Source organism: Nonomuraea sp. NPDC059023, assembly GCF_042740095.1.
In the GTDB taxonomy this organism is placed as follows: domain Bacteria; phylum Actinomycetota; class Actinomycetes; order Streptosporangiales; family Streptosporangiaceae; genus Nonomuraea.
In genome coordinates this window covers 121,907-133,821 of sequence record NZ_JBHYIO010000028.1, presented here as the reverse complement: position 1 = coordinate 133,821, position 11,915 = coordinate 121,907, and the positions used below count along the sequence as shown (strand labels likewise).

Annotated in this window: 10 protein-coding genes; 2 read left to right on the top strand and 8 right to left on the bottom strand. The window is 70.8% G+C overall.

Going from position 1 to position 11,915, the window contains the following annotated elements:
* Positions 1–87 precede the first annotated feature (87 nt).
* The 3 genes from ACFWYW_RS38560 to ACFWYW_RS38550 all read right to left on the bottom strand — a co-directional run bounded on the left by ACFWYW_RS38560 (position 88) and on the right by ACFWYW_RS38550 (position 2,855).
* Positions 88–1,377 carry an SLC13 family permease gene (locus tag ACFWYW_RS38560; protein WP_379621261.1) on the bottom strand — a complete coding sequence of 430 codons (1,290 nt, stop codon included), beginning with the start codon at positions 1,375–1,377 and terminating at the stop codon, positions 88–90.
* 155 nt (positions 1,378–1,532) lie between these two features.
* Entirely contained in the window at positions 1,533–1,976 is a 444-nt protein-coding gene (locus ACFWYW_RS38555) for a CBS domain-containing protein (protein WP_379621263.1), read from the bottom strand.
* A 429-nt stretch (positions 1,977–2,405) separates the two neighbouring features.
* Entirely contained in the window at positions 2,406–2,855 is a 450-nt protein-coding gene (locus tag ACFWYW_RS38550; RefSeq protein ID WP_379621265.1) for a GbsR/MarR family transcriptional regulator, read from the bottom strand.
* 305 nt (positions 2,856–3,160) lie between these two features.
* Here ACFWYW_RS38550 and ACFWYW_RS38545 point away from each other — a divergent pair, with 305 nt between their 5' ends.
* Complete coding sequence (locus ACFWYW_RS38545) at positions 3,161–3,526, top strand: hypothetical protein (RefSeq protein ID WP_379621267.1); 366 nt, start codon at positions 3,161–3,163, stop codon at positions 3,524–3,526.
* Positions 3,527–3,763: 237 nt separating this feature from the next.
* Positions 3,764–3,889 (top strand): hypothetical protein, encoded by a 126-nt coding sequence (locus tag ACFWYW_RS38540; protein WP_379621269.1) that lies wholly within the window; start codon positions 3,764–3,766, stop codon positions 3,887–3,889.
* A 182-nt stretch (positions 3,890–4,071) separates the two neighbouring features.
* On the opposite strand, the gene ACFWYW_RS38535 is transcribed toward ACFWYW_RS38540, so the two are convergent.
* The 5 genes from ACFWYW_RS38535 to ACFWYW_RS38515 are packed head-to-tail and all read right to left on the bottom strand — an operon-like array spanning position 4,072 to position 11,902.
* A complete protein-coding gene (locus ACFWYW_RS38535; RefSeq protein ID WP_379621271.1) occupies positions 4,072–5,820 on the bottom strand; it encodes an ABC transporter ATP-binding protein in 1,749 nt (582 codons plus the stop codon).
* Between the two features lie 8 nt (positions 5,821–5,828).
* Positions 5,829–7,556, bottom strand: a complete 1,728-nt coding sequence (locus ACFWYW_RS38530) for an ABC transporter ATP-binding protein/permease (RefSeq protein ID WP_379621273.1) — start codon at positions 7,554–7,556, stop codon at positions 5,829–5,831.
* Positions 7,553–8,959, bottom strand: coding sequence for a hypothetical protein (locus tag ACFWYW_RS38525; RefSeq protein WP_379621275.1), 1,407 nt, complete (start codon positions 8,957–8,959; stop codon positions 7,553–7,555). Before ACFWYW_RS38525 ends, ACFWYW_RS38530 begins: the two co-directional genes overlap by 4 nt.
* 13 nt (positions 8,960–8,972) lie before the next feature.
* On the bottom strand, positions 8,973–10,373 hold the full coding sequence (locus ACFWYW_RS38520) for a YcaO-like family protein (protein ID WP_379621277.1): 1,401 nt from the start codon (positions 10,371–10,373) through the stop codon (positions 8,973–8,975).
* Entirely contained in the window at positions 10,370–11,902 is a 1,533-nt protein-coding gene (locus tag ACFWYW_RS38515) for a CocE/NonD family hydrolase (RefSeq protein WP_379621279.1), read from the bottom strand. The genes ACFWYW_RS38520 and ACFWYW_RS38515 overlap by 4 nt, the downstream gene beginning before the upstream one ends.
* Positions 11,903–11,915 lie beyond the last annotated feature (13 nt).

Genomic DNA, 11,915 nt, shown 5'->3' with positions numbered 1-11,915 from the left:
CCGTAGCAGCACCCCCGCGGCCAGCGTCTCTACACGACCCTGACGGCATCCTTACGCCCCTATGACGCCGCATCGGCTGATGAGCGCTCATAGGTAGCGCAGCCACAGATACGGCACACACAGCGCGACGGTCACGACCGTGACCACCAGCCCGTATTTCGTGAACTGCCAGAAACTGATCGGCGTGCCGTTGCGGGCGGCGATGCCCAGGACGACCACGTTGGCCGCCGCTCCGACCGCGGTGGCGTTGCCGCCGAGATCGGCGCCGAAGGCCAGCGCCCACCACAGCACCTGAGCCGAGTCGTTCCCGCCGTTGGCGGCCACGAGTTCCGCCACGATGGGGCTCATCGTGGCCACGTACGGGATGTTGTCCACGATCGCCGACAAACCTGCCGACGCCCACAGCAGGCCCATGGTGGTCAGGCCGAGCTGTCCTTGGGTCGCCTCGGTGGCGGCCTGGGAGATCTGACCGATGACACCCGTGTTCACCAGCGCGCCGACCATCACGAACAACCCGGCGAAGAACACCAGTGTGGGCCACTCGACCTCGCTGATCGCTTCCTCGGTGGTGACCTTGGTGGCGGCCACAAGAATGCCGGCGCCGAGCACCGCGACCACGGACGGTTCGTAGTGCAGCACCGGGTGCAGGACGAAGGCGGACATCACCACCACCAGCACCAGCAGCGACTGCCACAGCAGCCGCCGGTCCTTGATGGCCTCCCGCTCGTTCAACGTCATGATCTCGGCGGCCCGCTCGGGGTCGTAGACGAAGGACTTCCTGAACAAAATGCGGCACAACCCGATGAAGACCGCCATGAGCACCACGACCAGGGGTGCCATGTGGATGAGGAAGTCGTTGAACGACAGCCCCGCCCGGCTGGCGATGATGATGTTCGGCGGATCGCCCACCAGTGTGGAGGCGCCGCCGATGTTGGACGCCATGGCCTCGGCGATCAGGAACGGCGCGACCGGCAACGCCAGCCGTTCACACACCAGGAACGTCACCGGCGCGATCAGTAGCACCGTCGTGACGTTGTCCAGCAGAGCGGACGCACATGCGGTGATGACGACCAGCAGCACCATGAGGCGATAGGGACGGCCTTTGGCCCGCTTGGCCGCCCAGATCGCCAGGTACTCGAAGATACCGGTCTGTTTCAGCACCCCGACGATGATCATCATGCCGAGCAGCAGGAAGATGACGTTCCAGTCGATCCCGGTCGACTCCGAGAAGAACGCGGTCTCGGCGTTGGTGGCGTGGATCATCAGCATGATCCCCGCCCCGCCCAGGGCGGCGGCCACTCGGTGGATCTTCTCGGTGGCGATCAGCGTATACGCGCACAGGAACACCGCCACCGAGATCCACGCCGTGAGCGTCATGCGGCAACGACGCCAAGCTGATCACGCGTGCTCATGGACGTCCTTAGCGATCGACTGTGGAACCGCCGACCAGACTTCCCGGCACACCTGTAGACAACGTATCAATGATCGTAAGGACGGGACAGCGAGCCTCGTGCCGCTTACAGATGGCGCAGTCACGAAGCGAGCGCCCGATCCAGCAGCGCCTGGAGCGTGACCGCACCGAGCAGGCGATCATCCTCGACCACCGCGACCAGCGGACTGTGCGTGCGCGCCATCAGCGCCGCCAGTTCCAGCACGGTGGCGTCCGGGTCGGTGATGGGCAGCTCACGCTCCGCCTTCGGCAGCGCCGACTGGACCGTGCGGTCGGCCAGCGCCTGCAAGAACTGGTCGGCGTGCGCCTCGTCGATCACGCGCGCGAGCGCCGGATCATCCTGGCAATAGCCCGGTACGGCCAGCCGCAACACCTGGGTGCCGGGCAGGATGCTGGACGGCAGCCCGCGCTCGTCGACCACGATCAATCCGGGCAAGTCCTGGTCGGCCAGCAGCCGGGCCGCTTCGATCACCGGCGTGTCCAACGTGACGATGGGGAAGTCGACGAGCAGATCACGAGCGCGCATCCGCGAGACCTTTCGGGGTCGACGACACGGCCGCCGGTCAGTCGGCCCCGGCACACCCGTCGATACCGTACCAACGACCATCTGGATACCTGCGGTTTCCTCATCGCATCGTAAGGTCGTGACACCGTCCCGGCGTCGTTGAAGTGCACGGCCAGAACCCTGGACGGTGACGCCGCGCTGGTGCTCCGGTTCTGGGCGATGAAGGAGTTCCTCCAGCGCACCGGCTCCATCCTCCAGTTCTCCACGAGAAGGGCGTCACCTCGCAGCCCACCGTCGTCTTCATGAGACCCGACGGCTTCACCACCGGGCCTGGTCGTCACCGTCACCGGCGGTGGCCCGGGTCCGGCCGCGCCGCGCTCCTCACCTGCGTGGACGCCGCGCGGACGTCGGCGCGGTGCGGAGTCTACGAGAGACGACTGACCGCGGTCGTCAGTTGTGCTCTTGATCCCATCGGTCGAGGAGCTTGGGGAACTCACGGCCCATGAAGCCGTACATGTCGCGCATCAGTTCCAGCCTGGCCCGGCGCTTGGGGTTGTCGCCAACTACCACCAGCCCCTGCTCGGCGAGCTGCGCGAACGCGGTGAATTCTGCCATCTTCGCCCGGAACGCACGACCGAAGACGTCTTCGGTAAGCCGGTAGTGATCGCGACGCCCCCGGGGCGGACGGAATCGCTCAACGAGTCCACCCCGTTCGAGCTGGCCGAGGGCGACGCTCATACTGCTCTTGGCCACGCCGAGGTGTTCGCAGAGCCTCGGGGCATCGGCGGAATCGTCTGGATCGACCAGGAGCACCCCAACGACCCGGCCTGCCGTACGACTGAGTCCCAACCGCTCGAAGTACAGCCCGGCACTCTCCACGAACTCCTCGACACCGGCCACAAACAAATTCTATTCTGTTCGGATAGTTCCGAACAGAATAGACAAACTTCATGATCTCCACCGCCATCACCGGGGCCGGCCCGCGCGCCGCCCGCACCCTCGCCTCCGCAGACCACCTTGACGATCCGAGCTGCTCTCGCGCCACTCCCGGCCATGCCGCCCGGGCCCGGTGAGCGGCATGCTGCAGGAATTCCTCGACTGGGCCTACGCCCATCCGCCCGCTGTTCGTCCTCCCCCTGGCCTACTTCGCCTGGCGGCGAAGCTGGAAAGGCATCGTCATCACGCTCCTGGCACTGTTCACCAGCATGTTCTGGTTTCCGCCGCCGGCCCGCGTCGACCCCCAAGTACAGGCATTCCTCGACATGGAGAAGGAGCTCATCCACAGCATCGGCGAACTGTCGGCCGCCTACCTGCTCGGCGTGCTGGCCGTCATCGCCAGCCTCACCGCCCTGTGCCTGGCATTCTGGCACCGGTCCCTAGGCTGGGGCCTAGTGATTATCAACCTCATGGCCCTGCTCAAAGTCCTCTGGAGCATCGGCGAAGGAGGCGACAGCGGCTGGGCGGTCCTGCTCCCGACCACGCTGGGGCTGGCCTTGTGCGACCTGGCCATCGTCTGGATCGCCCGTCGCTTCCGCCTACCCATCTCGCTTCGCCGTCATAAGGACGCCTGACAGGCGACGTCCGCCAGGGAAGCTTGACCGTGGCCTGGGCGGATGCCACGGCATGAGGCGGACCGGTGTTCATCGGAACGCAGGCGGTCGGCGGGCGCGAGTGCCTCTTCCAAGGCGTCGGAGGTGTCCACGCCGGTGGGATGATGCCATCCACTCCGATGATCTCGATGGTGCCGGCACAGTCCAGGATCTTGCGGAGCAAGGGCCAGGAACGGCGTGCCGCCACCGTCTCGGAGCTTGGTGGCATGCTTCTGGAAGGCCTTCGTCAAGGGCGCCGAGATCTTCAACCCTGGCGACTCCGGCCAGAGCTTCGCCCTCGCCGCCAACCAGGAACTCAGGCTCAGGGCCCTCGCTGCGACCTGAGCACTCCGGCCGACAGCGGCGCGGTACGGCAGGCGCGCGACGCGGTCGTGGCCGCGGGCGCACCCGGCATCCGGGCCCGTGCTGGCGACCGGCGTAGAGCCCGGATCGCCAACGGCGGACTCTCCGCCCCCGGACTCCATGGAACCGGCGCCGGCCCCACCACGGGTCACGGGAACGAAAGACTAACCACCTTCGCGATGGGAGGCCCCGGTCACGAGCCGATTCAGGACGCTGTCCGCGACAGTCGTGAGGCTGTCCCAGGTGCCGTCCTCGACCACCCGGCCGTTGTCGAGGACGGCGATGTGGGGGGCGCGGCGGATGGTGGCAGGACGGTGCGCGATGACGATCGTGGTGGCGTCCAGGCCGGCGAGCAGGTCGGCGAGCTCAGCGTCGCCGACGGCGTCCACGTGTGCGGTCGCTTCGTCGAGGATCAGCACCCGGGGGTTCGTGAGCAGGGCGCGGGCGAGTGCGACGCGGGCTCGTTGACCGCCGGAGAGCGTGGCGCCACGTTCTCCGACGACGCTGTCCAGGCCCTCGGGCAGGGTGGCGGCGATCCGGTCGATGCCGCATTGCCTGATCACGCGGTTCAGCAGGTCGTCGTCGGCGTCGGGCGCGGCCAGCCGCAGGTTGTCCCGGAGCGTGCCGTGGAACAGGGAGGCGTCCTGGCCGACCAGCGCGACGGCCGACCGCAGGTCGTCGTCGGTGAGATCGCGCAGGTCGACGGCTCCCTCGGTGGTGGTGAGCTCCACGGCGCCTCCCGTGGGGTCCCAGAAGCGGGCCATGAGGTGGGCAACGGTGGTCTTTCCCGCTCCGGACGCTCCGACAAGGGCGACGGTGCCGCGCGGAGGAATGGTGAGTTGCAGGCCGCGCAGCACCGGGGCGGGGCCGTAGGAAAAGCGGAGGTCGCGCAGCCGTACGCCGACCGGGCCGTCAGGAAGCGGAACCGGGTGAGGAGCGGACGGCGCGGTCGGCGGGGCGGCTAGCGCGGCCGTCACCCGCGCGGCGGCGGCACGCAGGCTGCCGGCCTGGCGCAGGGAGTCGGCGCCGGCGGCCACCGGCGCCAGGACCGAGACGGCCAAGGCCAGCGCGGCCGGAGCCCACGCGCCAGGTGGATCGCCGCCGGCTGTCCCGATGGCGGCCACTACGGCGATCAAGGCCAGCACCACGAGGATGTCTTGCACGGCCATGAAGGCGCCGTCGTGGCGGGCCTCGGCTCGCTGTGCCGAGGCGAGCCGGTGGCTGGCGTCGGCGAGTTGCCAGCGGCGGCGGTCGAGGGCGTTATGGGCGAGTAGCTCGCGGATGCCGTCCACGGTGTCGACGGCGTCGGCCGAGAGCCGTGCCGTGGCGGTGCGGACGTGTTCCCCGCGCCGGGTGCGGCCGCGGTCGCCGAGCAGCGGATGCGCCATCAGGGCGGCGGCCGCGGGCAGGACGGCGAGCGCCAGCCCGGGGTCGATGACGCCGAGCACCGCCGTACCGGCGACGAAGACCACGCCGGAGGCGAGCAGCTGAGCGATGGTGTGGGCGTAGAAGAACTCGAGCGTCTCGATGTCGTTCATCGCGGTCGCCGCAAGGTCACCGCTCCGGCGACCGGCGATGCGAGCGGGGGCGCTGCGGGCGAGCCCGTCGTAGATGCGCACCCGCAGCTCGGCGAGCACCCGGTAGGCCAGGTCGTGCGACAGGTCCATCTGCCGCCACGTGGCGACGGCCCGGATCAGCACCAGCCCGCCTAGCGCGCCGACGGTGGCAGGTCCTGGCGCGGCGTGGTCGATGACGGCCCGTCCGACGGTGTGGGCCAGCCAGGTGATCAGGATGACGAGGGCGGCCTGGTCGATCAGGCAGGAGATGATCGTGCGGGCGACCATCCGGCGGTGCGGCCGTAGCGCGGGCAGCAGGCCCCGCAGGACGTGCCGGTTCGGCAGGTTGACGTTCATGCGTGTCCTCAGCTTTGGTCGCGCAGGTCCGCGGTGGCCAGTGCGGTGTAGGTGCCGCCCGCGCCGGCCAGCGTGCTGTGGTCGCCGACGGCGTCGACCAGGCCATGGTCCAGGACCACGATCCGGTCGGCGTCCCTGACAGCGGCCAGCCGGTGGGCGATGATCAGGCAGGTTCTGCCGTGCGCGAGGCGGCGCAGCGCCCGGGTGATCTGTTGTTCCCGGCTTTCGTCCACCGCGCTGGTGGCCTCGTCCAGCACCAGCACCGGCGCGTCGCAGAGCAGGGCGCGGGCCAGGGCCAGGCGCTGCCGCTGGCCGCCGGACAGGGTCGCGCCTCGTTCTCCCAGGACGGTCGCGTATCCATCGGGGAGCGCGGCGATCTCGTCGTGGATCCCCGCGTCGCGACAGGCGGCGGCGAGTTGCCCGTCGGTGGCGTCGGGGGCGGCCAGCCTCAGGTTGTCAGCGATGGAGGCGGCGAAGAGATAGGTCTCCTGGGAGACCACCGCGATGCTACGGCGCAGCGCTGCCAGCGACAGGTCACGGATGTCGACGCCGTCGAGCGACACCGACCCCTCTTGGGGGTCGTGGAGGCGTTGCAGGAGCGCCAGCAGCGTGGACTTGCCCGCACCCGACGGCCCGACCAGGGCGGTCGTACGGCCGGCTGGGCACTCGAAACCGACGCCGCGAAGAGCCTGACGGCTCGCGCCCGGGTAGGAGAAGCGGACGTCGGCGAATGCCAGGGCGGGCGCCGACGCCCACGTGGGCGCGAGGGTGCCGGTGTCGGGTACCGACGGTCGCGCGGTCCGCAGGGCGGCGATACCGTCGGCGGCGGAGAGCCCCACGTATCCGGCGTGCCATTCCCTCGACAGATCGCGCAACGGCCTGAAGCACTCGGCGGCGAGCATCAGCAACAGATAGGACTCCGCCCCGGTGGCGCGGCCGGTCGCAGCCGAGATAGCGGCCAGCAGGACCGCGCAGAGCGTGCCCCCCTGGATGGCGAGGTCGGTCAGGGCCGTGTCGACCAGCGAAACCCGGAGCTTGGCCACGATGGCCCGATGCAACTGGCGTGATCGGCCTTCCAGTCCCTGACGCTTACGGTGAACGGCTCCGGTGGCACGGAGGGTGGGCATCTGCTGGAGCGCTTCCAGATAGTCGGCGGCCAGGTTCTCGTAACTGTCCCAATGTTCCTTGCCGCGCTTGGCCAGTGCGCGATCCCACAACCGGGGCACGAGAAGCGCCATCGCGACGGCGGCGGCCAGGCCGGCGGCGGCCCATACGTGGATAGTGGCGATCCACGTCAGAAGCACCGGCGTGACCAGGCACACCACGGCGAACTGCGGCAGATACCGCGACAGGTACGTGTTGACCCCTTCGGCACCGTCGACCACGGTCGCGCGCAAGGCCCCGGCGCGGGCGGCGGTGCTGTGGGCGGGGCCGAGCCGGCCAAGCTGGACGAGCAGTTCGTCACGCAGGACCGACCGGATCCGCGCCCCGGCGTCGGCGGCGGCCAGTCGCTGCCACCGCGTCAGGATCGCGCGCAGCAGGAGCACGGCGGCCACCACGACGAGCAGGACGGGCAGGCGGTCGGTTCGGCCACGGGCGATGTCGGCCAGGGCGACGGCGAGCAGCGCGGCCTGCGCGATGTGCGCGGCGGTGACAGCGGTGAGCAGGGCGGTGGCCCGCACCAGCGCCGCCGGCGCGGTACCGGCGGCACGCAGCAACTCCGGGTGCAGCATCATCGGCGGTCGCTCCGGGAGAGAGAAAGAGGGAGAGGGGAAGCCAGCGCGAGACCGTGAACGATCCATCGTCGTCCGGCCCGGCCGCCCAGTGCGGCTCCCAGATCGGCGGCCTGCCAGGAGCCGATCGGCCGGGTGCGCAGGCCGGCGGCGGTCGCGGTGAGCTCCGCGCAGGCGGCGGCGTAACCGGCGGCCAGATGCTCGACGCGGATCCGCTCGGCGGAAGCCGAATCTGGGGCGCCCCCGGCCAGGAGGACGGCTCCGGCGTGCGAAATCCAGCCTTGCCCGGCCGCCCACATGGCCAGCGTGGGCCGTGCCTCGCCACTGGCGACGAGGCGGAGTTCCTCCGGTTTCCCGGGTTCGGCGGTTACCAGGCCAGTGGGCGCGCCGACAGCGGCGTACCAGGGCGGACCATACGGGGTGGCGCGGTCGGCCGTGGACAGCACGGCGGCGAGGCTGACGGCATCGGGCTGTCCGCTCAGGGGTGGTGGCGCGCTGCGACGGTCGGCGATGGCCTGCGCCAGTGCCGATAGCTCGCCATCGAAGGGGGGTACGGCGGGCCACCAGACGGCCGGGGCGGTGGTACGGCACAAGGCGGCAAGCACGGCTCCGGCGCGCTGTCCTTCCGGGCTTGGCGCGGGGCCCGCCTCCGGCGGCGTCCCCGGCGGCTGGGCGGCCCACGCGGTGAGCGGGTCGACCTGGCCCGGCTCATCGCCCGGGGCGCGGGCCGTGATGTGCACGGCGGCAAGCGGATGTTGCGGGGTGGTCTGCGCCCAGACGGCCTGCCACTGGTCGGGCGTGGGCAGCCCGGCGGCGGCGGCCAGCGTCGCCGCGTCGGCGTTCAACGTCGGCCGGGCTTGGTGTCCGTGGGCGACCGCGGCCATGGCGAGGGCGGCCACCGCGTGTCCGGCGTCCAGGAGCAGCAGGGGCCAGGCGCGGTGGCCGTAATGGGAGACGGTCCGCTGGACGGTGACCGTGAACACGACGACGATCCCACGGGACGCCTTCCCCGGTGCGGGGCCTCGTCGGCAGACCCGATGGTCAAGCGGATCGTAGGCATAGAGCCCTGGCGGCACCGAACACCCGGGACCGACCAGCAGATGAGCGTTGACCGGATGGAGCCCGCCCGCGGAAGCCACCGGGCGCAGCCGTGTCGCGGCCACGCCGTCCCGATCGCGGACGCCGGAGTGGAACGGCGCGGGCTTGAGTCCGACGGGTCCGGCCTTGAACGAGAACCTCAGCAGGCGCCCGAGGTCGATGTCGCCCTCCCCGGCCGCAAGATCGGCCGGCTCGCCGGTCCAGCGTTGTCTCGCTGGGCCCGCTGGGCTGTGCGGGCCGACCGGCCGGATGGATCTGGCCTCGGTGATCGCTTCGGCGACCAGCCGGTCGGTGAATGTGGTGGTCATGCTCGAACACCCCTTACATGTGTGGAGGCGGGGCGAGGGTGAAGTCGCCGGGCCCGGTCGGGGCGGTGGCACGCCACTCGTGGACGAGTGCCACCTGCGAGAAACGTGGGCAGCCGTAGTAGGCGAACGCGGCGGGGGCGTTGGGCACCAGGCCGGTGACCAGGACACGAGCCACGCGCAGCGGGGTCTCGGCCACATCGGGTGTGGTCAGGTCGACGGCGACGACACGGTGGCCGCCAGAGACGAGACGTTCACGGAGCCGTTCCGGCGAACCGGCCACGACCTGGTCGATCGCGACGGTCTGCGCGGGATGCGTGAACCGCCGTGCCAATGGGGCCAGCCGGGCGTCGAGCCAGACCTGGACGTGGGCGCCCAGGTCGCGTACCCGGGCGAAGTCGTCTCCGGCGTCGTCGAGGTAACGACGATCCGCCCGGTGGTGCAGGTACAGGCCCTTCGCGAGTATCCCGGCGTCGATCGCCTGGAACACCCACCCACCGGGGTCGGTGAGGCCCTGGGTGAACACCCACGTGTGCACGGCCTCCAGGACGGCCTTCCTGGCGGCTTCCGCCGGGTCGTACCGGCAGGCGAACCCGGCCGCGTAGAGGTCGCGATCGGCGTCGTACACCAGGGCGGCCATGGCGGGGGCGAACTCATTCGGCATCTCCACCACCCAGGTCCGCAGCGGCGATCCCGCGAGGTCGGCCGACAGTCCCGGGATGCTGTCCACCTCGACGCCCCGCGTGGGGCCGCCCAGATGCCACCACACTTCAAGGGCGTCGCGTTCCACGACTTCCAGCAGGGCACGTTCGACGGCGTCGGCGAGGCCGGCGCCGGTCGCTATACCCGTGTAGTTCAGGTGGTGGGTACGCGGCAGGGACGTGAGATCGCCCTGCCGCCAGTTGAGATGGGTCAGCGCCACGGGTGCCAGGCACTCGCGCTCACCGCCACCGAGTAGCTGCTCGACGCCCTGTGTCCACAGTGCCTCGGTGGCGTCTGTGAACCGCCGGTACGGAAAGCCGGGCCGGTCGTATTGCCAGCCGGCGTAGGCGGGTAGCTCGGCCGGGGAGAGATGGTTGTGCCCGGCGAGGTCGCCCGCGGTGGCCCGCAGCGGAGCGCCCGTTTCGCCCGGTGGCGGGAGCCGGTTGCCGCAGTAGCGCTCCACAGCCTCCGCGATGGCGGCGACGCGGGCTCCTTCGGGATCGCCGAAGGTGGTGCCCAGGGCGACACGGTCGGCGGGCCAGGCCCCGAACCTGCGGGCGTCGCTGACTTCGGCGGTCATCGCCACATAGCGGGCCGGGGTTCCCTGAGGGTGGGCGACGGGGGCAACCGACCGGATCAGCCCGCAGACCGGGTCGACCAGCGCGTCCACCGAAAGCGGCTGGGCGGGGGTGGTGGCAAGACGGCGCGCGGTCACGTGGTGATCTCCTCTGCCGGGTCGACGGTTCTGATCGTGGCGGCCCGGTCGAGAGTCCTCAGCACCACGTGGCTGCCCTCCGGGATGACGGTGCGCCGGGAGGGCCACAGGACGGTGGTGCGGAGCGGGTCGAACCCGGTGTGCGGATTGCGGGCGTGGGCGGGGAAGTGATGCCCCGCGACCTCCAGCCGCAGCCGGACTCCCGCCAGCAGGCGTTTGGACAGCGGACCGAGAGAGATGTTGACCAGGGCGCGCGCCTCGGCCCGTGCCTGTACGCGCGTGATGCCGGTGGCCAGCGGCTCGGCGATGCCGCGGGAGCTGATAGCGACCAGGCGAGCGGCCCAGTCTGCGGTGGCGGTGTCCGCCGCGGCCAGGATCCGGACTTCGGCCTCCCCGGCCAGGTCGAGCGCTGTGGGCAGTGGCTCGCCGACGGCCAGGAAGCGGTCGGGCAGTCCGTACTCCGGCACATCGAGGCGGTCGGAACGCACCGGGCGTTCGGGATCCGCGACGAACTCCGTCCCTCGCAGCACCCGCAGACCGGCGCCGTTGCCGTCCATGTGGACACGGGTGGTGGTGCGGTCCAGCTCGTGGGCTGACAGCCATTGGCCGGTGCCCTCCAGGGCGACAGCGCCGCGGCGCCCGACCAACGTTCCCTTGAGCGCGGCCTGCGCGAACCTCACGTACAGCGGTCCCAACGCCAAGGCGGGGCCGTCATCGGTCCGGCTGGGGCCGGCGGTGAGAGCGTGACCCCAAGGACCGAGTAACAGCCGGGAGGCCCCGGCGCCTTGGCGGCCCCAAGCCCGCCACAACGTCATCGTGTCGGTGACGAACGGGTCGTGACTTCCGCCCACGGCGAGCAGGGGCATCGCTCCGGATTCAGCCTGCGCTCCGTCGCCGAGCGTTCCGGCGGGATCGCCTGAACGCTGCGCGGCCCAGAGCCGTTGCCAGGAGGGCAGCGGGCGCCCGAGCCGCCGGGGGAGATCCAGCACGGGCAGGTGGTCGAGCAGGGCGGGGTCAGTGGACAGGAGCCGCTCCAGCGCGGGCGGGTCGCTGTCCGGACGGTCACCGTGGGCGGCCCACCAACCGGCTCTCGCCAGCAGCCGTTCCACACCGTTCCTCTCCCGTGCGGTCTCCGCCAGACCCAGCGCGGGTACGGCGGCGATCGCGGCGTCGGGGCGGACGGCGGGGTCGGCGTGCAGCGCTATGGCCAGGACACAGTGGGCGGCGTAGGAGGCCCCGCAGGCGACGATTCTGCCGTCGCACCATGACTGCCCCCGGAGTTCCCGCACCGTGGCCGCGCCGTCCTCGGCTTCGTTGGCGTACGGGTGCCACTGCCCGCTGGAGCCGTACCGGCCGCGTACGTCCTGGGCTACGGCGGCGAAACCCCGTCGCGCCCATGCGCGTAGCTCCGCGGCGTGCGAGCGCCGGTCGTACGGCGTGCGGATCAGGAGGCAGGGAAACGGGCCCGGCCCATCCGGCAGGCAGTAGTCGGTGGTCAGGACCGCGCCGTCACCTGTGATGACTGCCATGCTCTGAGAAGGG

Bases quoted from the DNA above. Each gene is read 5' to 3' on its own strand.
- ACFWYW_RS38560 (WP_379621261.1), bottom strand. From the start codon at position 1,377: ATGACGCTCACGGCGTGGATCTCGGTGGCGGTGTTCCTGTGCGCGTAT.
- ACFWYW_RS38555 (WP_379621263.1), bottom strand. From the start codon at position 1,976: ATGCGCGCTCGTGATCTGCTCGTCGACTTCCCCATCGTCACGTTGGAC.
- ACFWYW_RS38545 (WP_379621267.1), top strand. From the start codon at position 3,161: ATGTTCTGGTTTCCGCCGCCGGCCCGCGTCGACCCCCAAGTACAGGCA.
- ACFWYW_RS38535 (WP_379621271.1), bottom strand. From the start codon at position 5,820: ATGAACGTCAACCTGCCGAACCGGCACGTCCTGCGGGGCCTGCTGCCC.
- ACFWYW_RS38530 (WP_379621273.1), bottom strand. From the start codon at position 7,556: ATGATGCTGCACCCGGAGTTGCTGCGTGCCGCCGGTACCGCGCCGGCG.
- ACFWYW_RS38525 (WP_379621275.1), bottom strand. From the start codon at position 8,959: ATGACCACCACATTCACCGACCGGCTGGTCGCCGAAGCGATCACCGAG.
- ACFWYW_RS38515 (WP_379621279.1), bottom strand. From the start codon at position 11,902: ATGGCAGTCATCACAGGTGACGGCGCGGTCCTGACCACCGACTACTGC.